Here is a 25,789-nt window from a genome sequence, read left to right as displayed (position 1 = left end):
CAACGAAATCATAATGTTTATAAAAATAGAAGATAATTTATAAACATTATTTAAATGTTGTTACTTAAGTGTTAACGTTGATGCCGCGCAAATCTCACCTGCAATAAAGCGACTAAAAGTAAGGCATTAACAAGATGAAAAAAGTGACTGCCATGCTCTTCTCGATGGCCGTGGGGCTTAATGCCGTTTCAATGACGGCAAAAGCGAAAGCGTCCGAGGAGCAGGAAACTGATGTACTGTTGATTGGCGGCGGCATTATGAGCGCCACGTTGGGGACCTATTTACGGGAACTGGAGCCTGAATGGTCGATGACCATGGTAGAGCGCCTGGAGGGTGTCGCGCAGGAGAGTTCGAACGGCTGGAACAACGCCGGAACCGGGCATTCTGCGCTGATGGAACTCAATTACACCCCGCAAAACGCCGATGGCAGCATCAGTATTGAAAAAGCAGTCGCCATTAACGAAGCATTCCAGATTTCCCGCCAGTTCTGGGCGCACCAGGTCGAGCGCGGCGTGCTGCGTACCCCGCGTTCATTTATCAATACCGTTCCGCATATGAGCTTTGTCTGGGGCGAAGATAACGTCAATTTCCTGCGTGCCCGTTACGCGGCATTGCAACAAAGTTCGCTGTTTCGCGGTATGCGTTACTCTGAAGATCACGCGCAAATCAAGGAGTGGGCACCGTTAGTGATGGAAGGGCGTGATCCACAACAGAAAGTGGCGGCTACGCGTACAGAAATTGGCACCGATGTGAACTACGGTGAGATCACCCGTCAGTTGATCGCCTCATTACAGAAGAAATCTAACTTCTCGCTGCAACTCAGCAGCGAAGTCCGCGCTATCAAACGTAATGACGATAACACCTGGACCGTCACTGTTGCCGATCTGAAAAACGGCACCGCACAGAACATCCGTGCGAAATTTGTCTTTATCGGCGCGGGTGGCGCGGCACTGAAACTGTTGCAGGAGTCCGGTATTCCGGAAGCGAAAGAATACGCCGGTTTCCCGGTGGGCGGTCAGTTCCTCGTTTCGGAAAACCCGGATGTGGTTAATCACCATCTGGCGAAGGTCTATGGTAAAGCATCCGTTGGCGCGCCGCCGATGTCAGTTCCGCATATCGATACCCGTGTACTGGACGGTAAACGCGTGGTGCTGTTCGGGCCATTTGCTACCTTCTCAACCAAATTCCTCAAAAACGGTTCGCTGTGGGATCTGATGAGTTCCACCACCACCTCTAACGTGATGCCGATGATGCACGTCGGGCTGGATAATTTCGATCTGGTGAAATATCTGGTGAGTCAGGTGATGTTGAGTGAAGAGGATCGTTTTGAAGCGTTGAAAGAGTACTACCCACAAGCGAAAAAAGAGGACTGGCGTTTGTGGCAAGCGGGACAGCGCGTGCAGATTATCAAACGTGATGCCGATAAAGGCGGCGTGCTGCGTCTGGGTACAGAAGTGGTCAGCGACCAGCAAGGAACCATTGCTGCGCTGCTCGGCGCATCGCCGGGGGCATCTACCGCTGCGCCGATTATGTTGAGTCTGTTGGAAAAAGTGTTTGGTGATCGTGTTTCCAGCCCACAATGGCAGGCCACGCTGAAAGCGATTGTTCCGTCTTATGGCAGCAAGCTGAACGGTGATGCGGCGGCAACAGAACGTGAATTGCAGTACACCAGCGAAGTTCTGAGCCTGAAATATGATAAGCCGCAGGCGGCAGATAGCACGCCGAAAGCGCAGTTGAAACCGCAACCAGTACAAAAAGAAGTGGCGGATATTGCGTTGTAATGGTGCGTCGCATCAGGCAACCGGCCAGGGCGTTAGATGTCGAATGCGGCGTAACCGCCTTATCCGACCTGCGGAGTGCAGCACTTCACATTTGTTTAGCGAACTACCGCGTTCTCAATCTTCTCTTCTGCCTTCCAGACGCGGTATTTCACATCCACATTGTCTGGTGTATACACCACGATCGGCAGCTTGCTGTTGTAACGCAGCATTCCGGCATCACCCAGATACGCGGTAACAAATTTCTTCTCTTTCTTGCCATCCGGACAGGCCATCATCGTCGAAACCGGGGAGCTAACTTTATCAAAGACATAATAATCATAGCCCCAGCCTTCCAGCGTTTTGCTTTCCAGTTTTCCGCCAAGACGATGCAGATTGCAATCGACCTCCAGCGTCTGACCGATCAACAGTTCTACTTTCAGGGTAGATTCATCTTCTTGCGGGGTTAACTGAATCACCTGACGCTTCATCCCTTTTTCGGCTTGCGGATAAGGGGCAATTTTTTCCAGCGGCTGGATGCTTTCTGCCGCCCAGGCAGAGGTCGTGGCAAAAGCGGCAAACAACACTGCAGGTAGAATGGTCTTCATTTTGTTTTCCTTTCTTCATTTATAGGTTTTTCACCGATGATGTCGCTGAAGGTTAACATATTCATCAAATTTATTAATTTGCTTTATGAATAACTTAAGGAATATTCAGACAACTTTACCTTCTCTTTTGGTGTTATATGCTGATGAATGGTGAAGCCTGAAGAAATATATTTGGTGAATTTATCGCTATATAAATTTATTTATAACCATTTGAAATGTGAGCAAAAGACCGTTTTTGCCAGCCTTCCCACCACTCTTTTGATCCTACTACAGGTTTTACCCCGATCGGGGTATGCATCTTTGACACATCCTTTAATATCTTAGCGGCTATAAAAATGGCTTATTAATTATGCGGTTTATTTGGTCGCTCTCCGTTTTCAGAGCGCGTTAATGATGGAAGGTCAATGTGAAGATTGATGTATCCCGTCGGGGCATACTCACTGGTCGCTGGCGCAAAGCCAGTAACGGTATCCGTCCGCCCTGGTCTGGTGATGAATCTCATTTTCTGACTCATTGTACCCGCTGCGACGCCTGTATTAATGCTTGTGAAAACAACATTCTGCAACGTGGTGCGGGCGGCTATCCGAGCGTTAATTTCAAAAACAACGAGTGCAGTTTCTGTTATGCCTGTGCGCAGGCTTGCCCCGAATCACTATTTTCTCCGCGCCACACCAGGGCCTGGGATTTGCTGTTCACCATCGGGGAGACGTGCCTGGCGTATCAGGCAGTCGAATGCCGTCGCTGTCAGGATAGCTGTGAACCAATGGCCATTATCTTTCGCCCGACGCTTTCCGGGATCTACCAGCCGCAACTTAATAGCCAACTTTGCAACGGATGTGGAGCATGTGCAGCTAGTTGTCCGGTATCAGCCATTACTGCGGAGTATCTCCATGCACACTAACTGGCAAGTTTGCAGCCTGGTCGTTCAGGCCAAAAGCGAACGAATTTCAGACATCAGCACCCAACTGAACGCCTTTGATGGCTGTGAAGTCGCTGTCAGCGACGCGCCGAGTGGTCAGTTGATAGTGGTGGTGGAAGCAGAAGACAGCGAAACGCTAATTCAAACCATTGAGTCAGTACGCAACGTAGAAGGCGTGCTGGCGGTGTCGCTGGTTTATCACCAGCAGGAAGAGCAAGGTGAGGAAACACCATGAAACTCAGTCGTCGTAGCTTTATGAAAGCTAACGCCGTTGCGGCCGCTGCGGCGGCTGCCGGTCTCAGCGTGCCGGGCGTTGCCCGCGCCGTTGTTGGTCAGCAGGAAGCCATTAAATGGGATAAAGCGCCATGCCGTTTTTGCGGTACTGGTTGTGGCGTTCTGGTCGGAACGCAACAGGGGCGTGTGGTGGCCTGTCAGGGCGACCCGGACGCACCGGTTAACCGTGGTCTGAACTGCATTAAGGGCTATTTCCTGCCCAAAATTATGTACGGTAAAGACCGTTTGACGCAGCCGCTTCTGCGTATGAAAAACGGTAAATATGACAAAGAAGGCGAGTTCACCCCAATCACCTGGGATCAAGCCTTTGATGTGATGGAAGAGAAATTCAAAACCGCCCTGAAAGAAAAAGGGCCGGAGTCGATCGGTATGTTCGGTTCTGGTCAGTGGACTATCTGGGAAGGTTATGCCGCGTCCAAGTTGTTCAAAGCGGGCTTCCGTTCTAACAACATCGACCCGAACGCACGCCACTGTATGGCGTCGGCGGTCGTTGGCTTTATGCGTACCTTTGGTATGGATGAGCCGATGGGCTGCTATGACGACATCGAACAGGCTGACGCGTTTGTGCTGTGGGGCGCGAACATGGCGGAGATGCACCCGATCCTCTGGTCGCGCATTACCAACCGTCGTCTCTCTAACCAGAACGTCACCGTGGCGGTGCTTTCTACTTACCAGCATCGTAGCTTTGAACTGGCGGATAACGGCATCATCTTTACGCCGCAGTCTGACCTGGTGATCCTGAACTATATCGCCAACTATATCATTCAAAACAATGCGATAAATCAGGACTTCTTCAGCAAACACGTCAACCTGCGTAAAGGGGCGACGGACATCGGCTACGGTTTACGTCCAACCCATCCGCTGGAAAAAGCGGCGAAAAATCCGGGTTCCGATGCTTCCGAGCCGATGATCTTTGAAGATTACAAAGCCTTTGTTGCCGAATATACGCTGGAAAAAACCGCTGAAATGACCGGCGTGCCAAAAGATCAGTTGGAACAACTGGCGCAACTGTATGCCGATCCGAACAAGAAAGTCATCTCCTACTGGACGATGGGTTTCAACCAGCATACCCGCGGCGTGTGGGCCAACAACCTGGTCTACAACCTGCATCTGCTGACCGGCAAAATTTCCCAGCCGGGTTGCGGTCCGTTCTCCCTCACGGGTCAGCCTTCCGCGTGTGGTACTGCGCGTGAAGTGGGCACCTTTGCTCACCGTCTGCCAGCGGACATGGTGGTGACCAACGAGAAACACCGTGATATCTGCGAGAAGAAGTGGAATATCCCGAGCGGCACCATTCCGGCAAAAATCGGTCTGCACGCGGTAGCACAAGACCGTGCGCTGAAAGACGGCACGCTGAATGTTTACTGGACCATGTGTACCAATAACATGCAGGCCGGGCCGAACATTAATGAAGAGCGTATGCCGGGCTGGCGCGATCCGCGCAACTTTATCATCGTTTCCGATCCATATCCGACAGTCAGTGCGCTGGCCGCGGACTTGATTCTGCCGACAGCAATGTGGGTAGAGAAAGAGGGGGCTTACGGTAACGCAGAACGCCGTACTCAGTTCTGGCGTCAACAGGTACAGGCACCGGGCGAAGCAAAATCGGATCTCTGGCAGTTAGTCCAGTTCTCCCGCCGCTTCAAAACTGAAGAAGTGTGGCCGGAAGAGCTGCTGGCGAAGAAACCGGAGCTGCGTGGCAAAACGCTGTACGAGGTACTGTATGCCACCCCGGAAGTGAGCAAATTCCCGGTATCCGAACTGGCAGAAGATCAACTTAATGATGAATCCCGCGAGCTGGGCTTCTATCTGCAAAAAGGGCTGTTCGAAGAGTACGCATGGTTTGGCCGCGGTCACGGTCACGATCTGGCACCGTTCGATGACTACCACAAAGCACGCGGCCTGCGCTGGCCGGTAGTTAACGGTAAAGAAACGCAGTGGCGTTACAGTGAAGGCAACGACCCGTATGTGAAAGCGGGCGAAGGCTACAAGTTCTACGGTAAACCGGATGGCAAAGCGGTGATCTTCGCACTGCCGTTTGAACCGGCGGCGGAAGCTCCGGATGAAGAATACGATCTGTGGCTCTCTACCGGGCGCGTACTGGAGCACTGGCATACCGGCAGTATGACTCGCCGTGTACCAGAACTGCACCGTGCCTTCCCGGAAGCGGTCCTGTTTATTCACCCGCTGGATGCGAAAGCGCGTGACCTGCGTCGTGGTGACAAAGTGAAAGTGGTTTCTCGTCGTGGCGAAGTGATCTCGATTGTCGAAACGCGCGGTCGTAACCGTCCGCCGCAGGGCCTGGTGTATATGCCGTTCTTCGACGCCGCACAGTTGGTTAACAAACTGACGCTGGACGCGACCGATCCGCTCTCGAAAGAGACGGACTTTAAGAAGTGCGCGGTCAAACTGGAGAAGGTGTAAGCCATTATGTCCCGGTCAGCGAAACCTCAAAATGGTCGCCGCCGCTTTCTGCGCGATGTCGTTCGCACAGCAGGCGGGCTGGCTGCCGTGGGTGTGGCGCTGGGGTTACAACAGCAAACCGCACGCGCATCTGGCGTGCGGTTGCGCCCGCCCGGAGCCATAAACGAGAACGCCTTTGCCAGTGCCTGTGTGCGTTGCGGGCAGTGTGTTCAGGCTTGCCCTTACGACACCTTAAAGCTGGCGACGTTGGCCTCTGGCCTGTCGGCGGGCACGCCGTACTTTGTGGCGCGCGATATTCCTTGCGAAATGTGTGAGGACGTACCGTGTGCCAAAGTGTGCCCGAGTGGTGCGCTGGATCGTGAAATCGAATCGATCGACGACGCGCGGATGGGGCTGGCAGTGCTGGTGGATCAGGAGAACTGCCTCAACTTTCAGGGGCTGCGCTGCGATGTCTGTTATCGCGAATGCCCGAAAATTGATGAGGCGATTACCCTGGAACTGGAGCGCAACACGCGTACCGGTAAACACGCCCGTTTTCTGCCAACGGTTCACAGCGATGCCTGCACCGGCTGCGGTAAGTGCGAAAAAGTGTGCGTACTGGAGCAACCGGCAATCAAGGTGTTACCGCTGTCACTGGCGAAAGGGGAGTTAGGTCACCATTACCGCTTCGGCTGGCTGGAGGGGAACGATGGCAAATCGTAAACGTGACGCCGGGCGCGAGGCGCTGGCGAAAAAAGGCTGGTGGCGTAGTCACCGTTGGCTGGTGTTGCGTCGCCTTTGTCAGTTCTTCGTACTGGGAATGTTTTTGAGCGGCCCGTGGTTTGGTGTGTGGATCTTGCACGGCAACTATAGCAGTAGCTTGTTACTCGACACCATTCCGCTGACCGATCCGCTGATGACGCTGCAAAGCCTTGCCAGCGGTCATCTACCTGCCACAGTGGCGTTGACCGGCGCAGTGATTATCACTGTGCTCTACGCCCTGGCAGGAAAGCGATTATTTTGCAGTTGGGTCTGTCCGCTGAACCCGATTACCGATTTAGCAAACAGGTTACGCAGGCGATTTGACCTCAATCAGTCTGCGACGATCCCGCGGCACATTCGCTACGTGCTGCTGGTCGTCATACTGGTGGGATCGGCCTTAACCGGCACACTCATCTGGGAATGGATTAACCCTGTTTCCCTGATGGGGCGCAGCCTGGTAATGGGATTCGGCAGCGGCGCGCTGCTTATTCTCGCGCTGTTTTTATTTGATCTACTGGTCGTTGAACACGGCTGGTGCGGTCACATTTGCCCGGTCGGTGCGCTGTATGGCGTGTTGGGTAGCAAAGGTATTGTTACCGTTGCGGCTACCGATCGGCAGAAATGTAACCGCTGTATGGATTGTTTTCATGTTTGCCCGGAACCGCATGTACTACGTGCCCCGGTGCTGGATGAACAAAGTCCGGTGCAGGTCACCAGCCGCGATTGCATGACGTGCGGTCGCTGCGTGGATGTCTGTTCTGAGGATGTATTTACAATAACTACACGATGGAGTTCGGGAGCGAAATCATGAAAAGCCATGACCTGAAGAAAGCGCTGTGTCAATGGACGGCGATGCTGGCCCTGGTGGTGAGCGGCGCGGTTTGGGCGGCTAATGGCGTCGATTTTAGCCAGTCGCCGGAAGTATCCGGGACGCAGGAAGGGGCCATTCGGATGCCAAAAGAGCAGGATCGGATGCCGCTGAACTATGTGAATCAGCCGCCGATGATCCCGCATAGCGTTGAAGGTTATCAGGTAACGACCAATACCAACCGCTGCTTACAGTGCCACGGTGTCGAGAGCTATCGCACCACTGGCGCGCCGCGCATCAGTCCAACTCACTTTATGGACAGCGATGGCAAGGTAGGTGCGGAAGTGGCTCCGCGTCGTTACTTCTGTCTGCAATGTCACGTGCCGCAGGCCGATACCGCGCCAATCGTGGGGAATACCTTCACCCCATCAAAAGGTTACGGGAAATAAGAGGTTATTATGGGAAATTCTGACCGTAAGCCTGGCCTGATTAAGCGCCTGTGGAAATGGTGGCGTACTCCCAGTCGTCTGGCGCTGGGTACGCTGCTGTTGATCGGTTTTGTTGGCGGTATTGTCTTCTGGGGCGGCTTTAACACCGGAATGGAAAAAGCCAATACCGAAGAGTTCTGCATTAGCTGCCACGAAATGCGCAATACGGTGTATCAGGAATACATGGATTCCGTGCATTACAACAACCGTAGTGGCGTGCGTGCGACCTGTCCGGATTGTCACGTTCCGCACGAGTTTGTGCCGAAAATGATACGCAAGCTCAAAGCAAGTAAAGAGCTGTATGGTAAAATTTTTGGCGTTATTGACACGCCGCAAAAGTTTGAAGCTCATCGCCTGACTATGGCACAGAATGAGTGGCGGCGGATGAAGGACAATAACTCGCAGGAGTGTCGTAACTGTCACAACTTCGAGTATATGGATACAACCGCCCAGAAAGGTGTTGCCGCGAAGATGCACGCTCAGGCGGTGAAAGACGGGCAAACCTGTATTGACTGCCATAAAGGGATAGCGCACAAGCTGCCTGATATGCGTGAAGTCGAACCAGGTTTTTAACAGGGTTATTGCGTGGGTATGCTTGAAGCCAGAGAATTACTCTGCGAGCGGGATGAACGCACTTTATTTAGTGGTTTGTCATTTACGCTGAATGCAGGAGAGTGGGTACAAATCACCGGCAGCAACGGCGCGGGGAAGACAACGCTTCTCCGTTTGCTGACGGGGTTGTCTCGCCCTGATGCGGGTGAAGTTCTCTGGCAAGGGCAGCCCTTGCATCAGGTACGCGATAGCTACCATCAAAACCTGTTATGGATAGGCCATCAGCCGGGGATCAAAACCCGGCTGACGGCGTTAGAAAATCTGCACTTTTATCATCGCGATGGTGATACCGCACACTGTCTGGACGCTCTGGCGCAGGCCGGGCTTGCCGGATTCGAAGATATTCCCGTGAATCAACTCTCTGCCGGGCAACAACGCCGCGTTGCGCTGGCGCGTCTGTGGCTGACTCGTGCCACCTTGTGGATCCTCGACGAACCGTTTACCGCGATTGACGTTAACGGCGTCGATCGTCTGACCCAGCGTATGGCACAGCATACGGAGCAGGGGGGGATTGTGATTCTTACTACTCACCAACCGCTCAACGTTGCCGAAAGTAAAATCCGCCGCATATCTCTGACGAAAACGAGGGGCGTATGATGTTCTGGCGCATTTTCCGTCTTGAGCTGCGCGTAGCGTTTCGCCATAGCGCCGAAATCGCCAACCCGCTGTGGTTTTTCCTGATTGTTATTACCCTTTTTCCGCTCAGTATCGGTCCGGAGCCGCAACTGCTGGCACGTATTGCACCGGGCATTATTTGGGTGGCAGCGCTGCTTTCTTCCTTACTGGCGCTGGAGCGACTGTTCCGTGACGATTTACAGGACGGCAGTCTTGAACAACTGATGTTGTTGCCGTTACCCTTGCCCGCCGTTGTGCTGGCGAAGGTGATGGCGCACTGGATGGTAACCGGTTTACCGTTACTTATCCTCTCGCCACTGGTGGCATTGCTACTGGGAATGGACGTTTATGGCTGGCAAGTGATGGCGCTGACGCTGCTGTTGGGAACTCCAACGCTGGGATTTCTCGGTGCTCCGGGCGTGGCGCTGACAGTGGGACTTAAACGCGGTGGCGTGCTGCTCAGCATACTGGTGTTACCGCTGACCATCCCATTACTCATCTTTGCTACCGCCGCGATGGACGCGGCTTCGATGCATTTGCCCGTTGACGGGTATCTGGCAATTTTAGGCGCGTTGCTGGCAGGCACCGCGACATTAAGTCCTTTTGCGACGGCGGCAGCGTTACGAATCAGCATTCAATAACGCTGGATTACTGATTTTTGTTCGAGTCTGGTATCGAAACTATGTGGAAAACACTGCATCAACTGGCGATCCCACCACGGCTGTACCAAATCTGTGGCTGGTTTATACCGTGGCTGGCAATCGCCAGTGTGGTCGTGCTTATCGTTGGCTGGATCTGGGGATTCGGCTTCGCTCCGGCTGATTATCAGCAGGGAAATAGCTACCGCATTATCTATCTACATGTGCCTGCGGCGATCTGGTCGATGGGCATTTATGCCTCAATGGCGGTGGCGGCGTTTATCGGCCTTGTCTGGCAGATGAAAATGGCCAATCTGGCGGTGGCGGCGATGGCTCCCATTGGTGCCGTGTTTACCTTTATTGCCCTGGTTACCGGTTCCGCATGGGGAAAACCGATGTGGGGGACCTGGTGGGTATGGGACGCACGTCTGACCTCTGAACTGGTGTTGCTGTTTCTGTATGTTGGTGTGATTGCGCTGTGGCACGCTTTCGACGACCGCCGTCTGGCGGGGCGTGCGGCGGGGATCCTGGTGCTGATTGGTGTAGTAAACCTGCCGATTATTCATTACTCCGTGGAGTGGTGGAACACCCTGCATCAGGGATCAACGCGGATGCAGCAAAGTATCGATCCGGCGATGCGTTCGCCGCTGCGCTGGTCGATTTTTGGTTTCCTGCTGCTGTCTGCCACGCTGACGCTAATGCGGATGCGTAATTTGATTTTGCTGATGGAAAAACGCCGTCCGTGGGTGAGTGAACTGATACTGAAAAGAGGCCGTAAATGACCCCTGCATTTGCTTCCTGGAATGAATTTTTCGCAATGGGCGGTTACGCCTTTTTTGTCTGGCTGGCGGTAGTGATGACTGTTATTCCGCTGGTGGTGTTGGTCGTGCACTCGGTGATGCAGCATCGCGCAATTCTGCGTGGCGTGGCGCAACAACGGGCGCGTGAGGCGCGTTTACGTGCTGCGCAACAGCAGGAGGCTGCATGAATATTCGCCGTAAAAACCGCTTGTGGATTGCCTGTGCCGTGCTGGCGGGGCTGGCGCTGACTATCGGTCTGGTGCTGTATGCGCTGCGCTCGAATATCGATCTTTTCTATACGCCGGGGGAAATTCTCTACGGCAAGCGTGAAACCCAGCAGATGCCGGAAGTCGGTCAGCGTCTGCGCGTCGGCGGGATGGTGATGCCGGGTAGCGTGCAGCGCGATCCTGACTCGCTGAAAGTGACCTTCACCATTTACGATGCTGAAGGCTCAGTGGATGTCTCTTACGAAGGCATTCTGCCGGACTTGTTCCGTGAAGGGCAGGGCGTTGTGGTGCAGGGCGAACTGGAAAAAGGCAATCATATCCTCGCGAAAGAAGTACTGGCGAAACACGATGAAAACTACACACCGCCAGAAGTCGAGAAAGCGATGGAAGCTAATCACCGTCGCCCGGCCAGTGTTTATAAGGATCCAGCATCATGATGCCGGAAATTGGTAACGGACTGCTGTGCCTGGCATTAGGGATTGCGCTGCTGCTGTCCGTCTATCCTTTGTGGGGCGTGGCGCGTGGAGATGCGCGCATGATGGCCTCTTCTCGCTTGTTTGCCTGGTTGCTGTTTATGTCTGTGGCTGGCGCATTTCTGGTGCTGGTCAATGCGTTCGTGGTGAACGACTTCACCGTCACCTACGTGGCCAGCAACTCTAATACCCAGCTTCCGGTGTGGTATCGCGTGGCGGCCACCTGGGGCGCGCATGAAGGCTCGCTGCTGCTGTGGGTGCTGCTGATGAGCGGCTGGACCTTTGCGGTAGCGATTTTTAGCCAGCGTATTCCGCTGGATATCGTTGCCCGCGTACTGGCGATAATGGGAATGGTCAGCGTCGGCTTTTTGCTGTTCATTCTCTTTACCTCTAACCCGTTCTCCCGCACGCTGCCGAACTTCCCGATTGAAGGGCGTGATCTTAACCCGCTGTTGCAGGATCCAGGGCTGATCTTCCATCCGCCTCTGCTCTATATGGGTTACGTCGGTTTCTCGGTGGCGTTTGCTTTTGCCATTGCATCTTTATTGAGCGGACGTCTGGACAGCACCTACGCACGTTTTACCCGTCCCTGGACGCTGGCGGCGTGGATCTTCCTGACGCTTGGCATCGTACTTGGTTCTGCGTGGGCTTATTACGAACTTGGTTGGGGCGGCTGGTGGTTCTGGGATCCAGTAGAAAACGCCTCGTTTATGCCGTGGCTGGTGGGTACTGCGCTGATGCACTCGCTGGCGGTGACTGAACAACGTGCCAGCTTCAAAGCGTGGACATTATTGCTGGCAATCAGTGCCTTCTCGTTGTGTCTGCTGGGAACTTTCCTTGTGCGCTCCGGCGTGCTGGTATCGGTACATGCATTTGCGTCTGACCCGGCGCGCGGCATGTTTATCCTCGCCTTTATGGTGCTGGTGATTGGCGGTTCGCTGCTGCTGTTTGCCGCGCGTGGACACAAAGTTCGCTCACGCGTAAACAATGCGCTGTGGTCGCGGGAATCTCTGTTGTTAGCGAACAACGTTTTGCTGATCGCCGCGATGCTGGTGGTACTGCTGGGGACGCTGCTGCCGCTGGTGCATAAGCAACTCGGGCTGGGCAGCATTTCGATTGGCGAACCGTTCTTCAACACCATGTTTACCTGGCTGATGGTGCCGTTTGCGTTGTTGCTTGGCGTTGGCCCGCTGGTGCGCTGGGGGCGCGATCGTCCGCGTAAAATCCGCAATTTGTTGATTATCGCCTTTATTAGCACGCTGGCGTTGTCGTTGCTGTTACCGTGGCTGTTCGAAAGCAAAGTCGTGGCGATGACGGTACTCGGTCTGGCAATGGCCTGCTGGATTGGTGTGCTGGCGATTGCCGAAGCGGCGCAGCGTATTTCGCGTGGCACCAAAACAACCTTCAGCTACTGGGGAATGGTGGCGGCTCACCTGGGGCTTGCAGTGACAATTGTTGGTATCGCCTTCAGTCAGAACTATAGCGTTGAGCGTGACGTACGCATGAAGTCTGGCGATAGCGTCGATATTCATGAGTATCGTTTCACATTCCGCGACGTAAAAGACGTTAGCGGTCCGAACTGGCGTGGCGGCGTGGCGACAATCGGCGTGACGCGTGACGGCAAACCGGAAACGGTGTTGTATGCAGAAAAACGTTATTACAACACCGCTGGTTCGATGATGACCGAAGCGGCAATTGACGGCGGCATCACCCGTGACCTGTACGCGGCGCTCGGTGAAGAGCTGGAAAACGGTGCGTGGGCTGTACGTCTTTACTACAAACCGTTTGTTCGCTGGATCTGGGCGGGCGGACTGATGATGGCGTTGGGGGGGCTACTGTGCCTGTTTGATCCTCGTTATCGCAAGCGCGTGAACCCGCAAAAAACTGCGCCGGAGGCTGTATGAAGCGCAAAGTATTGTTAATTCCTTTGATTATCTTCCTGGCGATTGCTGCAGCGTTGCTGTGGCAATTGGCACGTAATGCTGAAGGAGATGATCCGACCAATCTGGAATCGGCGCTTATTGGCAAGCCAGTGCCGAAGTTTCGCCTTGAATCACTGGATAATCCAGGTCAGTTTTATCAGGCGGACGTGCTGACTCAGGGCAAGCCGGTGCTGCTGAACGTCTGGGCGACCTGGTGCCCGACCTGCCGTGCGGAACATCAATACCTGAATCAGCTTTCTGCGCAGGGTATCCGCGTGGTCGGTATGAACTATAAAGACGACAGGCAGAAAGCGATTAGCTGGCTGAAAGAGCTGGGCAATCCTTACGCGTTAAGTCTGTTTGACGGCGACGGCATGTTAGGGCTGGATCTGGGCGTCTATGGCGCGCCAGAAACGTTCCTCATCGACGGCAACGGCATCATTCGCTATCGCCATGCGGGCGATCTCAATCCCCGCGTCTGGCAAGAAGAGATCAAGCCGCTATGGGAGAAATACAGTAAGGAGGCCGCACAATGAGGTTTTTATTGGGCGTGCTGATGCTGATGATCTCCAGCTCGGCACTGGCGACCATCGACGTGTTGCAGTTTAAGGATGAAGCTCAGGAACAACAGTTCCGTCAGCTCACTGAAGAACTGCGCTGCCCGAAATGCCAGAACAACAGCATTGCCGATTCCAACTCGATGATTGCCACCGACCTGCGACAGAAAGTGTACGAACTGATGCAGGAAGGCAAGAGTAAGAAAGAGATTGTTGATTATATGGTGGCGCGTTACGGCAACTTCGTTACTTACGATCCGCCGTTAACGCCGCTGACCGTGCTGCTGTGGGTGCTACCGGTGGTGGCTATTGGCATTGGCGGTTGGGTGATTTACTCCCGTTCGCGGCGTCGGGTGCATGTGGCGCAGGAGGAGTTTCCCGAACAAAGCATGCCGGAAGGTAAGCGTGCCGGATATGTTGTTTATCTGCCGGGTATTGTGGTGGCGTTAGTTGTGGCTGGCGTCAGTTACTACCAGACCGGCAATTATCAGCAGGTAAAAGCCTGGCAGCAGGCCATGGTGCAGGCTCCGGCACTGCTGGACAGGGCGCTGGATCCGAAAGCTGAACCGTTGAATGAAGAAGAGATGTCGCGCCTCGCGCTGGGGATGCGTACTCAACTGCAAAAAAATCCGGGAGATATTGAAGGCTGGATTATGCTGGGTCGCATTGGGATGGCGCTGGGTAATGCCAGTATTGCGACCGATGCGTATGCTAACGCGTATCGCCTCGACCCGAAAAATAGTGATGCGGCGCTGGGTTATGCTGAAGCACTGACGCGTTCTTCTGATCCCAACGACAACCGCCTGGGTGGAGAGTTGTTACGCCAACTGGTGAGAAGCGACCACAGCAATATTCGTGTGTTAAGCATGTATGCGTTTAACGCCTTTGAACAGCAGCGATTTGGCGAAGCCGTTGCTGCGTGGGAGATGATGTTGAAGCTCTTACCCGCCAACGATACCCGTCGAGCGGTGATTGAACGCAGTATCGCGCAGGCGATGCAGCATTTGTCGCCGCAACAAAGTAAATAAGAAGAGGCCCGATGGTGACGCCATCGGGCTTTTTTTATTGTGCCCCGCGTTGTTGCAGGAACAAAATAGTTGCTGCCACGCGTGAGCGGACATTGAGTTTACGCAGCAGATTGCGAATGTGTACTTTCACTGTTTGCTCGGAAATATTCAACACTGAGGCAATCTGCTTATTGGACAGCCCCTGCGCCAGTTCGTGCAGAACATCCAGTTCACGCTCCGTCAACACACTGAAGGGATCTTCCTCTGCGCCAAACATTTCACGTTCGCGTAAGTACTGATTGACGCGTTCGCTAAAGACTTTGCTGCCTTTTGCCCCGGCGCGAATCGCTTCCAGCAGTACTTCCGGGTCGCTATCTTTCAACAGATAACCGTCAGCGCCTGCGTCTATCAACGCAAACACATCACTGGAGGCATCTGAAACGGTCAGAATAATAATTTGCGCGGTAACGCCATCCCTGCGCAAGGCATTGAGGGTATCCAGGCCACTCATGCCTTTCATATTCAGATCCAACAAGATCACGTCGATATCCAGTCGATTCGCCAGATCGATAGCACTTGCGCCGTCGCCCGCTTCAGCGACCACTTCAAAGCCAGGATCAAGTTCCAGTAACTGACGAACACCGCGTCGCATAAGTGGATGATCATCCACAATCAGCACCTGAAAAGGCGTTGCTTCAGGCATAGTAGTCTCCTGAGGTTTTATTAGAATCATTATGTTTGAGCGTAGCGTTGGAAACGCTACCAGGCGCGTGAATGTTACCCCATTTTATGTATGGGCATGTAGTAAAACTGCAAGTGTGGGTTGCGGGACAACGTGTAGATATAAAAAAACCAGCCATAACAGGCTGGTTCTTAAGGGATTTTTGGTCGGCACGAGAGGATTTGAACCTCCGACCCCCGACACCCCATGACGGTGCGCTACCAGGCTGCGCTACGTGCCGACTCGTGGCTACTAATACTACCGTTTTCCACACCGATTGCAAGTAAGATATTTTGCTAACTGATTTATAATTAATCAGTTAGCGATGAAACGCTTCTCGTCTGTCAGCACCTGCAATAACAAACTTAACTGTGGTTTTTCGTCTTTCACTCTTTCACCATGTAAGTTGTAAGTGCGGTATTTACCATTATTGTTCAGCACCAGCGTCATTTTTGGCGTGGTGATTGCCAGCGTATCGTTATCCGCTGCGGTAACCCAATAATGACGGCGTTCAGGATTGAACAAATCCTGACCTTGCGAATATTCGCTGGCAGGCGTACTGACGTGCAGCAGGCGTTGCATCAACGTGGTCATTAGATCGGTATGATCGGTCAGGGTATTAATACGCTGCGCCGGTGTGCCCGGCCAGTGGATCACTAACGGCACCTGAAGATGACCGTGGGACCAGTCAAAGGTTTCTTCCTCTTCGCTCAGTGGAATACCCCGACCGGCAGTAATAATCACCACCGTATTGTCCAGCTTGCCAGAATCACGCAGCGCATTTAACACGCGGTTGATCTGCTCATCAACATTGCCTGCTGCCCGGCTATATTTATGGGTAAATGCTTGCTGGTTGCTATCGTCAATGTTGGTGCCATTGAAAGATACCCATGAGAACCAGCGATTATCTTCTTGCGCGTAGCGGCTCAGCCAGTTGATCCACTGCGTGGCGGTCTGAGCATCGGATTGCGTGCGAACGCTTGGCATTGAGAAGTCTGACAACAATGCCTGGCGATACAACGGGCTGGTAAAGCCATCGGATGAGAATAACCCAAGCTGATAGCCTTGCTGGTTAAGCGCGGTAATTAACGCCGCAGGCGTGCGGGTCGACAGAATGCCATCCATATAACTTGGCGAGATGCCATAGAACAGGCCAAAGATGCCGTTGTCGGTGGTGTTGCCCGAACTCATATGGCGTGTGAATGAAATATTTTGCTCGGCAAAACCCGCCAGTGCAGGCATTTGTTTCTCATAGCGTGAATAGTTCAGGCCATCGACAGTAATCAGCAAGACGTTCTGTCCGGTGCCCATATCGCGGTAGCGCAGTTCGCTTAACGGATACTGTACGGAAACGGCGTCCGGATTGCCTTGCTCAATAAGACGGCGTTGATACTCCTGTGCATCAAGCAGGCCATGCTTCTCAAGAAAACGTCGCGCCGTCATCGGATACGAAAGCGGCAGATTGGCGCGCTGCATGGTGATTGGGCGATAGAAATTGGCATCGGCCCAGATATACACCACGTGCGAGGCGATAAAGGCGATAAATAAGAATGCGGCCAGCGGACGGGCGAAGCGCCGACGACGTGTCAGGCTGCGCAGCTTTTGCCAACTCCACGTCGCGAACACCAGTTCAAGCAATAAAATAACCGGCACGCTGATGAACATCAGTTGCCAGTCGCGCGCCATCTCATTCTCGTCCGGGTTGATAACCAACTGCCAGACGATGGGATTAAGATGGAGATGGAAACGAGTAAAGACTTCGCTGTCGATCAGTAACAGCGTCATTCCCGCCGTTGCCAGAATGACGGATAAAAACCTCATCAGCCTCTGGGAGCCGATGATAAAGGTCAGCGGGAAGAGGATCAGCAAGTAGGTGGCGAACACCAGGAAGCTGAAATGGCCGATAATGCTTACGTAGGAATAAATACGACCAGCAAGTGTTGTCGGCCAGTCAGCGATAAACAGGTAACGGCTGCCTATGACGAGTGAAAGCAGAATATTGAACAGTGCAAACCAGTGCCCCCAACTGACCATTTGGGAGACTTTTTCACGGTAGCGCTGATGATGAGTTACCATAACCTGTTATCTGTTTCCCTTAGTGCGCTTTGTCTTCGTTGATCGAGGACTGCAAGGCGCGGGCAAAAGAGTTGGCAATCGCCTGGCGTTGAGCCGGGGCAATGCTGGTATTGATAAGGTTAGTGACCATGTTGCCTAACACCATCAGGGAAAGGTCGGTCGGAGCCTTATGTTTTTCCAGTACGTTGAGCAGCTCTGCGAGCAATTGTTCAACCTGTTCATCACTGTAGCGGGAAATTTGTGGCATAAATCGAAATCAGTTAGTTGATGAAAGGGCAACATATTACCGTAGCAACGGTTTTTTTTCTGCTTTTTTATACTTTAAATCATTCGCGTTACGCTGCCTTCTGTAAAATGGCTGCCATCTTTTATTGCGTCGCTTTACCGGCGGTGATTGAATACCGCCCGGTCTTAAAGGAGAGTTTATCATGAGTCTGGATATCAACCAGATTGCTCTGCACCAGCTTATCAAGCGTGATGAGCAGAACCTTGAGCTGGTGTTGCGCGATTCATTGCTGGAGCCGACGGAAACCGTCGTTGAGATGGTGGCAGAACTGCATCGGGTCTATAGCGCTAAAAATAAAGCCTACGGCTTGTTCAACGAAGAGAGTGAACTGGCGCAGGCGTTACGTTTGCAGCGCCAGGGCGAAGAAGATTTTCTGGCATTTAGCCGCGCGGCAACAGGTCGCCTGCGTGACGAGCTGGCGAAATACCCCTTTGCTGACGGCGGTTTTGTGCTGTTTTGCCACTACCGTTATCTGGCTGTGGAGTATCTGCTGATTTGCGTGCTGAACAATTTAAGCAGTATGCGCGTTAACGAAAACCTCGACATCAACCCGACCCATTATCTTGATATCAATCATGCGGATATTGTGGCGCGTATCGATTTGACCGAGTGGGAAACTAACCCAGAATCGACCCGTTATCTGACTTTCCTGAAAGGACGAGTAGGGCGCAAAGTGGCTGATTTCTTTATGGACTTCCTCGGTGCCAGCGAAGGGTTGAATGCGAAAGCGCAAAACCGCGGTTTGTTGCAGGCGGTTGATGATTTCACTGCCGAAGCGCAACTGGATAAAGCAGAACGGCAAAATGTTCGCCAGCAGGTTTATAGCTACTGTAATGAGCAATTGCAGGCGGGCGAAGAAATCGAGCTGGAATCGCTGTCAAAAGAGCTGGCGGGCGTCAGCGAAGTGAGCTTCACGGAATTTGCGGCTGAAAAAGGGTATGAACTGGAAGAGAGCTTCCCGGCAGACCGCAGCACACTGCGTCAGTTGACGAAGTTTGCCGGTAGCGGCGGTGGCTTGACCATTAACTTTGATGCGATGCTGTTAGGTGAACGGATTTTTTGGGATCCGGCGACCGATACACTGACCATTAAGGGCACACCGCCGAATCTGCGCGATCAATTGCAGCGCCGGACTTCTGGCAGCAATTAATCGGTTTGGTGTTATGAATGCCAGATACGGTGTGAACGCTTTATCTGGCCGACAAAAAACAACCATACCGTAGGCCTTATAAGACGAGCAGCGTCGCATCAGGCATAATCTGCAGATACAAAAAACCCCGCCGGAGCGGGGTTTCTTACAACTTATTCAGCAATTAAGCGCGAACGAAGTCGATGTGCTGCAGCTTCGGTTTGTACGGGTGACGCTGTACATCCTGAGCTTTAACTTTGATTTCTTTACCGTCAACAACGATGGTCAGAACTTCGCTGTAAAATTCAGCTTTAACTTGCATGTTCATGACTTTGTCGTGATCCAGCTCAATTGCCAGCGGCGCTTCGTTGCCACCGTAGATGATTGCCGGGAATTTGTTAGCGGCACGCAGGCGGCGGCTCGCACCCTTACCCTGCTCTTTACGTACTTCTGCGTTGATAGTAAACATTTCTTTCTCTCTTAATTGATTCCTGCTACAGGCGACCCAGCAACAGGTAAGTGATCTGCTTTGCGTATGCAAAAGCGGGCGAGATTCTATACTCAAACGCCTTTCACATCAATCAAAACTACCATTAACCGCGTAATTCGTGCGCCCGACGAAAACGGCCTTCGTAATCGAACACTTTTTCACGAACCTGCCAGTACTGGCCTTTCATTCGTGCAACGACAAAATCCGGGTGGCGCAGCAACGCTTGCTGGGCGAGGATATCGGCGGCGGTTATCCAGCGCAGAGGGATGCCCGGTGTGCGCGTATGCGGGCGGATAAAAAGCTGCTCGAAGGCGGTTCGCTGGGCGGGTGTTTGCAGACGGAAGCGCTCACTCACATCAGCACCATCTTCATCGTAATAGGTGATTTTCAGCCATTCGCCTTTTTCATCGTGCCCATGCTGTAAAGACATGCCGCTACAGCGTAGCACCAGAGCATCTTTCAACCGTAGCGCCGCTTTTAACATATCATCCGGATCAACCAGAATGGTGTCGCACTCGCGGCAGCGGCGCGCGGCAATGTCATTTTCTGCATTGCACTGGGGGCAGTTTTTAAAGCGGAAGCGAAAATCACACTGTTCGCGATGCCCGTCGTCATCTTCGAACCATCCCTGACAACGGCGACCAAAGTGTTCAATCAATGTGCCGTCGGCGGTTGTTTTGCCCCAAAACGTGTTGGCAAAGCCGCAGGCAGGGCAGAAAACCTGCACCGGGACGTTGTCACTTTTGCCTTTCGGCGTACCTACTTCCGGGGCGTAGAGATCGTGAGGGTTACCTGCATAATCAAGAATTAAGCAATCTGTCTTACCCGGAGCCAGACGCAGACCACGCCCGACAATTTGTTGGTAAAGACTTACCGATTCGGTAGGGCGCAGAATGGCGATAAGATCGACATGTGGCGCGTCAAATCCGGTGGTCAGTACCGCAATGTTGACCAGGTAGCGAAAACGCTGGGCTTTAAAATCTTCAATTAATACATCACGTTCAGCGCCGGGCGTGTCGCCGGTAATAAGCGCGGCATCTTCGGCGGGCAGTAGACCAACGATCTCTTTTGCGTGTTCGACCGTCGCGGCGAAAATCATCACCCCTTTGCGCGTTGCGGCGAACTCCATAATCTGGCTAATAATGTGTGGCGTAATGCGTTGCTGTTTTTTCAGCTCGCGGTTGAGATCAGCTTCGCTGAACAGCCCGTTGCTCTGTGCCTGTAAGCGGCTGAAATCATATTGCACTACCGGCATATCCAGCCGTTCCGGTGGTGTCAGATAACCGTGTTTAATCATATAGCGCAGCGGTAACTCATAAATGCAGTCCCGGAAAAGGGCTTTCTCGTCGCCGCGCACCATGCCGTGATAATGAAACTGATAGATCCAGCCTTTCCCCAGCCGAAAGGGCGTGGCAGTCAGCCCCAGCAGGCGTAAGTGGGGATTCACTTTTGTCAGGTGAGTAAGGATTTGCTGATACTGGCTCTCTTCGTCGTCGCCAATACGATGGCATTCATCGACAATCAACAGTGAAAATTCACTCTGAAAGGCGTCGAGATTGCGGGCGACCGACTGTACGCTGCCAAATACTACTTTACCGAGGCTCTCTTTGCGCTTTAGTCCGGCAGCAAAAATATCCGCTTCCAGCCCCAGCGCCTGATATTTTGCATGGTTTTGCGCTACCAGTTCTTTGACGTGTGCCAGCACCAGCACGCGACCACGCGCCAGCCGTGCCAGTTCCGCTATCACCAGACTTTTACCCGCACCGGTAGGGAGTACGATAACGGCAGGAGTTTTATGACGACGAAAATGGTTGAGCGTGGCATCCACGGCTTCTTGCTGATATGGACGGAGTGTAAAAATCATGGTCTCGCGTAGGTAGATTATTCTGCTAATAGTATGCCACGGATCTTTTTCCCTTGAGGGAAGTTATTAGACCGCTATACTGGGCAGACAACAGTTCAGATTTTCGGGTCAATGCCCGACCTCCGTTTTTACAGGCAAAATCACACACATGCGACTTGATAAATTTATCGCACAGCAACTCGGCGTTAGCCGTGCTATTGCCGGGCGTGAAATCCGCGGCACTCGTGTCACCGTCGATGGCGAAATCGTCCGCAATGCAGCGTTTAAACTGCTTCCTGAACACAGTGTGGCTTACGATGGTAACCCGTTGGTACAGCAACATGGCCCACGTTACTTCATGCTCAATAAGCCTCAGGGCTATGTTTGTTCCACGGATGACCCGGATCACCCAACGGTGCTCTATTTTCTTGATGAACCTGTAGCATGGAAACTGCATGCGGCAGGGCGGCTGGATATCGATACTACCGGTCTGGTGCTGATGACCGACGATGGTCAGTGGTCGCACCGCATTACTTCTCCACGTCATCATTGCGAGAAAACGTACCTGGTGACGCTGGAATCACCCGTAGCGGACGACACGGCAGAGCAATTTGCTAAAGGTGTACAACTGCATAACGAAAAAGATCTCACTAAGCCTGCGGTGCTGGAAGTGATTACCCCAACGCAGGTTCGTTTGACCATTAGTGAAGGGCGTTATCATCAGGTGAAACGTATGTTTGCCGCTGTGGGTAACCACGTGGTTGAACTGCACCGTGAACGTATTGGCGGCATTACGCTGGATGCAGATTTAGCACCCGGTGAATATCGTCCGTTAACTGAAGAAGAAATTGCCAGCGTCGTTTAACACTTTAATGACTTTCAGGAGCCAGTTGTGACCACCCGACAGCATTCGTCGTTTGCTATTGTCTTTATCCTTGGCCTGCTGGCCATGTTGATGCCGCTGTCGATTGATATGTATCTGCCTGCGCTGCCGGTGATTTCTGCCCAGTTTGGTGTGCCTGCGGGCAGTACGCAGATGACTCTGAGTACTTATATTCTGGGGTTTGCGTTGGGGCAGTTAATCTACGGGCCGATGGCGGATAGCTTCGGGCGCAAGCCGGTTGTCCTCGGTGGTACATTGGTGTTTGCCGCGGCGGCGGTGGCGTGCGCGCTGGCGCAAACCATCGATCAGTTGATTGTGATGCGTTTCTTTCACGGTCTGGCGGCGGCAGCGGCCAGCGTGGTTATCAATGCCCTGATGCGCGATATTTACCCGAAAGAAGAGTTCTCGCGGATGATGTCGTTCGTTATGCTGGTGACCACCATCGCGCCGCTGATGGCACCGATTGTTGGCGGCTGGGTGCTGGTGTGGTTGAGCTGGCATTATATTTTCTGGATCCTCGCTGTAGCGGCGATTCTGGCTTCGGCAATGATCTTCTTCCTGATCAAAGAAACCTTGCCGCCGGAGCGTCGCCAGCCGTTTCACATCCGTACCACCATTGGTAACTTTGCCGCGTTGTTCCGCCATAAGCGTGTCCTGAGTTATATGTTGGCCAGCGGTTTTAGCTTTGCCGGGATGTTCTCGTTCTTAAGCGCCGGACCGTTTGTCTACATTGAAATTAACCATGTCGCACCGGAAAACTTCGGTTATTACTTTGCGTTAAACATTGTTTTCCTGTTTGTGATGACCATTTTTAACAGTCGCTTTGTTCGCCGCATTGGCGCGCTGAATATGTTCCGCTCGGGGCTGTGGATTCAATTTATTATGGCGGCGTGGATGGTCATCAGCGCATTACTGGGGCTAGGATTCTGGTCGCTGGTAGTGGGTGTGGCGGCGTTTGTTGGCTGCGTATCGATGGTGTCTTCTAACGCGATGGCGGTAATTCTGGATGAGTTCCCTCATATGGCGGGAACCGCGTCGTCGCTTGCAGGAACTTTTCGTTTTGGCATTGGCGCAATTGTTGGCGCGCTGCTTTCGCTGGCGACCTTTAATTCCGCATGGCCGATGATTTGGTCAATCGCATTCTGTGCAACCAGTTCAATTCTCTTCTGTTTGTACGCCAGCAGACCCAAAAAACGGTGAACTATTGTTCAACAGGGAAGCTAAAAGGCTTCCTTTGTTGATGCATATCAACCACAAATCTATCAATCCCCCGTCATTTGTTTGTTTTATGTAAAATCAATTTATGTAAAAAGTCACATCATTGTAGTTAAAAAGGTTGAGTTAGATCTCAGAAACGGGTACATATAGCCCCGCAAACGTGACCACGCCCGCAGATATTATTTAAATCAGAGCCATAGAGGCCACGCAGGCGAGGCATCAATCTTTACGATCTGTTTAAAGACGGGTTGTTGATGATGTGTTAAAATTAATGTAAATAAATTGTGAATTAAATGTGCTTCCGGGGAAAATAAGTGACTTCATTACAACTCTCAATCGTCCATCGACTGCCGCAGAACTATCGTTGGTCTGCTGGTTTCGCAGGTTCAAAAGTTGAACCGATTCCGCAAAATGGACCGTGCGGTGACAACAGCCTGGTGGCGCTTAAATTGCTTAGCCCGGATGGCGATAACGCATGGTCGGTGATGTACAAACTCAGCCAGGCATTAAGCGATATTGAAGTTCCGTGCTCGGTACTGGAGTGTGAAGGTGAGCCATGTCTGTTTGTTAATCGGCAGGATGAGTTCGCCGCCACCTGTCGACTGAAAAATTTTGGTGTGGCAATTGCCGAACCTTTCTCAAACTACAATCCTTTTTAAGCATCAGCTCAACGCCAGTAGCTGACGCGTATACTCCTGTTGTGGTGCGGCAAACACGCGCGCGCACGGTCCTTGTTCCACTACTTCTCCCTGTCGCAGCACGATAACCTGATGACATAATGCGCGAACAACATGCAAATCATGGCTGATAAACAAATAGGCTAGTTGGTGCTTTTGTTGCAATGATTTTAATAGCGCCAATATTTGCGCCTGTACCGTTTTGTCGAGCGATGATGTTGGTTCATCAAGAATGATCAGCGAAGGTTTCAGAATCAATGCTCGGGCAATCGCAATACGTTGTCGTTGACCTCCCGAGAACTCCGCCGGATAACGGTGGCGCGTTTCAGGATCTAACCCCACTTCCTGCATTACGGCTTTCACTTGCTCTTCGCGTTGCGTGGCTGAAAGGGTGGGTTGATGCACACGTAACCCCTCCTCAATAATCTGCAACACGTTGAGTCGTGGGTTGAGTGAGGAGTTTGGATCCTGAAATACCACCTGAATGCGATGGCGAATGGGCAATAGCTGGCGACGAGTTAGATTTTGCAATGGCTGACCGTCAAAAACGATGCTGCCCTGAGAGTCAATTAATCGTAGCAACGCCAGTCCTGTGGTGCTTTTGCCGGAGCCGGACTCGCCCACTAAACCCAGCGTTTCACCCGCCCGAAGCGTAAAACTGACGCTTTTCACCACCACGTTATGATCGACGACGCGTTTCAGGAGTCCCTTACGAATGGGGAAAGCGACCTGAAGCTGTTCAACATCAAGCAACGTTGAGGCTGGCTCTGGCAACGGCACTGGATCGCCTGACGGTTCGCTGTTGAGTAGTTTTTGCGTGTAAGGATGAACGGGGGAGGCAAAGAGCGCAGTGGCGCGATTTTCCTCCACACAGCGACCGTTTTGCATCACTGCCACGCGGTGGGCCAGTTTTCTGACAATGCTGAGGTTATGAGTAATAAATAACATGCCCATATTCAGTTCATGTTGCAGTTCGCGTAATAATTGCAAAATCTGCGCCTGGACAGAGACGTCCAGCGCGGTAGTCGGTTCATCAGCAATCAATAATTCCGGTCGAGTGAGTAGCGCCATTGCAATCATCACCCGCTGACGTTCGCCGCCGGAGAGCTGATGCGGGTAGTCTGTCAGCCGTTTTGCTGCCTGGCGGATACCGACGCGATCGAGGCAATTAAGGATTTCACCACGCGCCGCTTCCCGACGCATCCCGCGATGCAGTGAAAGCACTTCATAAAGCTGTTTTTCCAGAGTATGCAATGGGTTTAACGATACCATCGGCTCCTGGAAAATCATGGCAATCTTATTTCCCCGCACACCACGCAACGTTTGCTCGCTGGCATGAAGCAGCGATTCGCCATGAAAACGAATATCGCCAGAGAGATATTCAACAGGCGGGGAAGGGAGAAGACGTAAAATCGACAGCGCAGTAACGCTCTTGCCGGAGCCAGACTCACCCACCAGCGCCAGCGTTTCGCCAGCTTCAATGCGTAGCGAAACATCATTCACTACGGTGCGAACGGTTTGCTGATGGCGAAAACCCACCGACAAATTTTCAATCGCTAACAGAGTTTGCGTCATG

General features: G+C 52.7%; 27 protein-coding genes, 1 tRNA gene and 1 pseudogene. 20 read left to right on the top strand and 9 right to left on the bottom strand.

Features of this window, described 5'->3' with window-relative positions; all coding sequences use genetic code 11:
* Positions 1-134 precede the first annotated feature (134 nt).
* On the top strand, positions 135-1,781 hold the full coding sequence (mqo, locus tag C7B16_RS06110; protein ID WP_000758095.1) for a malate dehydrogenase (quinone): 1,647 nt from the start codon (positions 135-137) through the stop codon (positions 1,779-1,781).
* 95 nt (positions 1,782-1,876) lie between these two features.
* Here the strand turns inward: mqo and eco are convergent, their stop codons facing one another.
* Both eco and C7B16_RS25785 read right to left on the bottom strand, forming a co-directional pair.
* Entirely contained in the window at positions 1,877-2,365 is a 489-nt protein-coding gene (gene eco, locus C7B16_RS06105; RefSeq protein ID WP_016248975.1) for a serine protease inhibitor ecotin, read from the bottom strand.
* Positions 2,366-2,498: 133 nt separating this feature from the next.
* Positions 2,499-2,663 (bottom strand): annotated as a pseudogene (locus C7B16_RS25785) (hypothetical protein).
* Between the two features lie 108 nt (positions 2,664-2,771).
* Here C7B16_RS25785 and napF point away from each other — a divergent pair.
* The 15 genes from napF to ccmH are packed head-to-tail and all read left to right on the top strand — an operon-like array spanning position 2,772 to position 14,911.
* On the top strand, positions 2,772-3,266 hold the full coding sequence (gene napF / locus C7B16_RS06100) for a ferredoxin-type protein NapF (protein WP_000687310.1): 495 nt from the start codon (positions 2,772-2,774) through the stop codon (positions 3,264-3,266).
* On the top strand, positions 3,256-3,519 hold the full coding sequence (gene napD, locus C7B16_RS06095; RefSeq protein WP_000557372.1) for a chaperone NapD: 264 nt from the start codon (positions 3,256-3,258) through the stop codon (positions 3,517-3,519). Before napF ends, napD begins: the two co-directional genes overlap by 11 nt.
* Positions 3,516-6,002 (top strand): periplasmic nitrate reductase subunit alpha, encoded by a 2,487-nt coding sequence (napA, locus tag C7B16_RS06090; protein ID WP_107179486.1) that lies wholly within the window; start codon positions 3,516-3,518, stop codon positions 6,000-6,002. The genes napD and napA overlap by 4 nt, the downstream gene beginning before the upstream one ends.
* A gap of 6 nt (positions 6,003-6,008) precedes the next feature.
* Complete coding sequence (gene napG / locus C7B16_RS06085) at positions 6,009-6,704, top strand: ferredoxin-type protein NapG (RefSeq protein ID WP_000091299.1); 696 nt, start codon at positions 6,009-6,011, stop codon at positions 6,702-6,704.
* Entirely contained in the window at positions 6,691-7,554 is an 864-nt protein-coding gene (gene napH / locus C7B16_RS06080; protein WP_107179485.1) for a quinol dehydrogenase ferredoxin subunit NapH, read from the top strand. The genes napG and napH overlap by 14 nt, the downstream gene beginning before the upstream one ends.
* Positions 7,551-8,000, top strand: coding sequence for a nitrate reductase cytochrome c-type subunit (gene napB, locus C7B16_RS06075; RefSeq protein ID WP_000835174.1), 450 nt, complete (start codon positions 7,551-7,553; stop codon positions 7,998-8,000). Before napH ends, napB begins: the two co-directional genes overlap by 4 nt.
* A gap of 9 nt (positions 8,001-8,009) precedes the next feature.
* Entirely contained in the window at positions 8,010-8,612 is a 603-nt protein-coding gene (napC, locus tag C7B16_RS06070) for a cytochrome c-type protein NapC (RefSeq protein WP_000528371.1), read from the top strand.
* Positions 8,613-8,624: 12 nt separating this feature from the next.
* Positions 8,625-9,248: a cytochrome c biogenesis heme-transporting ATPase CcmA gene (gene ccmA / locus C7B16_RS06065; RefSeq protein ID WP_000525579.1), complete on the top strand. Its 624-nt coding sequence runs from the start codon at positions 8,625-8,627 to the stop codon at positions 9,246-9,248.
* Positions 9,245-9,907, top strand: a complete 663-nt coding sequence (ccmB, locus tag C7B16_RS06060) for a heme exporter protein CcmB (RefSeq protein ID WP_000971724.1) — start codon at positions 9,245-9,247, stop codon at positions 9,905-9,907. Before ccmA ends, ccmB begins: the two co-directional genes overlap by 4 nt.
* A gap of 41 nt (positions 9,908-9,948) precedes the next feature.
* Entirely contained in the window at positions 9,949-10,686 is a 738-nt protein-coding gene (ccmC, locus tag C7B16_RS06055; protein ID WP_010379429.1) for a heme exporter protein CcmC, read from the top strand.
* Positions 10,683-10,892, top strand: coding sequence for a heme exporter protein CcmD (ccmD, locus tag C7B16_RS06050; RefSeq protein WP_000186540.1), 210 nt, complete (start codon positions 10,683-10,685; stop codon positions 10,890-10,892). Before ccmC ends, ccmD begins: the two co-directional genes overlap by 4 nt.
* A complete protein-coding gene (gene ccmE, locus C7B16_RS06045) occupies positions 10,889-11,368 on the top strand; it encodes a cytochrome c maturation protein CcmE (protein ID WP_001026411.1) in 480 nt (159 codons plus the stop codon). The genes ccmD and ccmE overlap by 4 nt, the downstream gene beginning before the upstream one ends.
* Positions 11,365-13,308 carry a cytochrome c-type biogenesis heme lyase CcmF gene (gene ccmF, locus C7B16_RS06040; RefSeq protein WP_107179484.1) on the top strand — a complete coding sequence of 648 codons (1,944 nt, stop codon included), beginning with the start codon at positions 11,365-11,367 and terminating at the stop codon, positions 13,306-13,308. The genes ccmE and ccmF overlap by 4 nt, the downstream gene beginning before the upstream one ends.
* Positions 13,305-13,862, top strand: coding sequence for a thiol:disulfide interchange protein DsbE (gene dsbE / locus C7B16_RS06035; protein ID WP_000824445.1), 558 nt, complete (start codon positions 13,305-13,307; stop codon positions 13,860-13,862). The genes ccmF and dsbE overlap by 4 nt, the downstream gene beginning before the upstream one ends.
* Positions 13,859-14,911, top strand: a complete 1,053-nt coding sequence (gene ccmH / locus C7B16_RS06030; RefSeq protein WP_001211603.1) for a cytochrome c-type biogenesis thiol:disulfide oxidoreductase CcmH — start codon at positions 13,859-13,861, stop codon at positions 14,909-14,911. The genes dsbE and ccmH overlap by 4 nt, the downstream gene beginning before the upstream one ends.
* A gap of 34 nt (positions 14,912-14,945) precedes the next feature.
* Here ccmH and narP read toward each other — a convergent pair whose 3' ends face one another.
* From narP to C7B16_RS06010, 4 genes are all read right to left on the bottom strand, one after another.
* A complete protein-coding gene (gene narP / locus C7B16_RS06025) occupies positions 14,946-15,593 on the bottom strand; it encodes a nitrate/nitrite response regulator protein NarP (RefSeq protein WP_001516729.1) in 648 nt (215 codons plus the stop codon).
* A gap of 182 nt (positions 15,594-15,775) precedes the next feature.
* Positions 15,776-15,852, bottom strand: a tRNA-Pro gene (locus C7B16_RS06020).
* 74 nt (positions 15,853-15,926) lie between these two features.
* The gene (yejM, locus tag C7B16_RS06015) at positions 15,927-17,687 is read right to left on the bottom strand and encodes an LPS biosynthesis-modulating metalloenzyme YejM (protein WP_000256124.1); all 1,761 of its coding nucleotides are present in this window, start codon (positions 17,685-17,687) and stop codon (positions 15,927-15,929) included.
* 19 nt (positions 17,688-17,706) lie between these two features.
* On the bottom strand, positions 17,707-17,934 hold the full coding sequence (locus C7B16_RS06010; protein ID WP_001135667.1) for a YejL family protein: 228 nt from the start codon (positions 17,932-17,934) through the stop codon (positions 17,707-17,709).
* A gap of 181 nt (positions 17,935-18,115) precedes the next feature.
* Between C7B16_RS06010 and yejK the strand changes: the two genes are divergently transcribed.
* Positions 18,116-19,123 carry a nucleoid-associated protein YejK gene (yejK, locus tag C7B16_RS06005; protein ID WP_000050774.1) on the top strand — a complete coding sequence of 336 codons (1,008 nt, stop codon included), beginning with the start codon at positions 18,116-18,118 and terminating at the stop codon, positions 19,121-19,123.
* A gap of 163 nt (positions 19,124-19,286) precedes the next feature.
* Here the strand turns inward: yejK and rplY are convergent, their stop codons facing one another.
* Positions 19,287-19,571 carry a 50S ribosomal protein L25 gene (gene rplY / locus C7B16_RS06000; RefSeq protein WP_000494188.1) on the bottom strand — a complete coding sequence of 95 codons (285 nt, stop codon included), beginning with the start codon at positions 19,569-19,571 and terminating at the stop codon, positions 19,287-19,289.
* A gap of 124 nt (positions 19,572-19,695) precedes the next feature.
* The gene (locus C7B16_RS05995) at positions 19,696-21,456 is read right to left on the bottom strand and encodes a DEAD/DEAH box helicase (RefSeq protein WP_107179483.1); all 1,761 of its coding nucleotides are present in this window, start codon (positions 21,454-21,456) and stop codon (positions 19,696-19,698) included.
* Between the two features lie 148 nt (positions 21,457-21,604).
* Here C7B16_RS05995 and rsuA point away from each other — a divergent pair, with 148 nt between their 5' ends.
* The 3 genes from rsuA (at position 21,605) to C7B16_RS05970 (ending at position 24,195) form a co-directional block, all read left to right on the top strand.
* Positions 21,605-22,300 (top strand): 16S rRNA pseudouridine(516) synthase RsuA, encoded by a 696-nt coding sequence (gene rsuA / locus C7B16_RS05985; RefSeq protein WP_001234858.1) that lies wholly within the window; start codon positions 21,605-21,607, stop codon positions 22,298-22,300.
* Positions 22,301-22,327: 27 nt separating this feature from the next.
* Entirely contained in the window at positions 22,328-23,518 is a 1,191-nt protein-coding gene (bcr, locus tag C7B16_RS05980; RefSeq protein WP_000213385.1) for a multidrug efflux MFS transporter Bcr, read from the top strand.
* A 332-nt stretch (positions 23,519-23,850) separates the two neighbouring features.
* Positions 23,851-24,195: a YejG family protein gene (locus C7B16_RS05970; protein WP_000202798.1), complete on the top strand. Its 345-nt coding sequence runs from the start codon at positions 23,851-23,853 to the stop codon at positions 24,193-24,195.
* Positions 24,196-24,198: 3 nt separating this feature from the next.
* On the opposite strand, the gene yejF is transcribed toward C7B16_RS05970, so the two are convergent.
* Complete coding sequence (gene yejF / locus C7B16_RS05965) at positions 24,199-25,788, bottom strand: microcin C ABC transporter ATP-binding protein YejF (protein WP_016262157.1); 1,590 nt, start codon at positions 25,786-25,788, stop codon at positions 24,199-24,201.
* Between the last annotated feature and the right edge of the window lies 1 nt (position 25,789).

Source organism: Escherichia sp. 20412-1 (assembly GCF_003027595.1).
Classification (GTDB): Bacteria; Pseudomonadota; Gammaproteobacteria; order Enterobacterales; family Enterobacteriaceae; genus Escherichia; species Escherichia marmotae.
The sequence above is the reverse complement of the archived record's forward strand: the minus strand, read 5'-3'. Positions and strand labels throughout refer to the sequence as shown.

Bases quoted from the DNA above. Each gene is read 5' to 3' on its own strand.
- mqo (WP_000758095.1), top strand. From the start codon at position 135: ATGAAAAAAGTGACTGCCATGCTCTTCTCGATGGCCGTGGGGCTTAAT.
- eco (WP_016248975.1), bottom strand. From the start codon at position 2,365: ATGAAGACCATTCTACCTGCAGTGTTGTTTGCCGCTTTTGCCACGACC.
- napD (WP_000557372.1), top strand. From the start codon at position 3,256: ATGCACACTAACTGGCAAGTTTGCAGCCTGGTCGTTCAGGCCAAAAGC.
- napA (WP_107179486.1), top strand. From the start codon at position 3,516: ATGAAACTCAGTCGTCGTAGCTTTATGAAAGCTAACGCCGTTGCGGCC.
- napG (WP_000091299.1), top strand. From the start codon at position 6,009: ATGTCCCGGTCAGCGAAACCTCAAAATGGTCGCCGCCGCTTTCTGCGC.
- napH (WP_107179485.1), top strand. From the start codon at position 6,691: ATGGCAAATCGTAAACGTGACGCCGGGCGCGAGGCGCTGGCGAAAAAA.
- napB (WP_000835174.1), top strand. From the start codon at position 7,551: ATGAAAAGCCATGACCTGAAGAAAGCGCTGTGTCAATGGACGGCGATG.
- napC (WP_000528371.1), top strand. From the start codon at position 8,010: ATGGGAAATTCTGACCGTAAGCCTGGCCTGATTAAGCGCCTGTGGAAA.
- ccmB (WP_000971724.1), top strand. From the start codon at position 9,245: ATGATGTTCTGGCGCATTTTCCGTCTTGAGCTGCGCGTAGCGTTTCGC.
- ccmC (WP_010379429.1), top strand. From the start codon at position 9,949: ATGTGGAAAACACTGCATCAACTGGCGATCCCACCACGGCTGTACCAA.
- ccmD (WP_000186540.1), top strand. From the start codon at position 10,683: ATGACCCCTGCATTTGCTTCCTGGAATGAATTTTTCGCAATGGGCGGT.
- ccmE (WP_001026411.1), top strand. From the start codon at position 10,889: ATGAATATTCGCCGTAAAAACCGCTTGTGGATTGCCTGTGCCGTGCTG.
- ccmF (WP_107179484.1), top strand. From the start codon at position 11,365: ATGATGCCGGAAATTGGTAACGGACTGCTGTGCCTGGCATTAGGGATT.
- dsbE (WP_000824445.1), top strand. From the start codon at position 13,305: ATGAAGCGCAAAGTATTGTTAATTCCTTTGATTATCTTCCTGGCGATT.
- ccmH (WP_001211603.1), top strand. From the start codon at position 13,859: ATGAGGTTTTTATTGGGCGTGCTGATGCTGATGATCTCCAGCTCGGCA.
- narP (WP_001516729.1), bottom strand. From the start codon at position 15,593: ATGCCTGAAGCAACGCCTTTTCAGGTGCTGATTGTGGATGATCATCCA.
- yejM (WP_000256124.1), bottom strand. From the start codon at position 17,687: ATGGTAACTCATCATCAGCGCTACCGTGAAAAAGTCTCCCAAATGGTC.
- C7B16_RS06010 (WP_001135667.1), bottom strand. From the start codon at position 17,934: ATGCCACAAATTTCCCGCTACAGTGATGAACAGGTTGAACAATTGCTC.
- yejK (WP_000050774.1), top strand. From the start codon at position 18,116: ATGAGTCTGGATATCAACCAGATTGCTCTGCACCAGCTTATCAAGCGT.
- rplY (WP_000494188.1), bottom strand. From the start codon at position 19,571: ATGTTTACTATCAACGCAGAAGTACGTAAAGAGCAGGGTAAGGGTGCG.
- C7B16_RS05995 (WP_107179483.1), bottom strand. From the start codon at position 21,456: ATGATTTTTACACTCCGTCCATATCAGCAAGAAGCCGTGGATGCCACG.
- rsuA (WP_001234858.1), top strand. From the start codon at position 21,605: ATGCGACTTGATAAATTTATCGCACAGCAACTCGGCGTTAGCCGTGCT.
- yejF (WP_016262157.1), bottom strand. From the start codon at position 25,788: ATGACGCAAACTCTGTTAGCGATTGAAAATTTGTCGGTGGGTTTTCGC.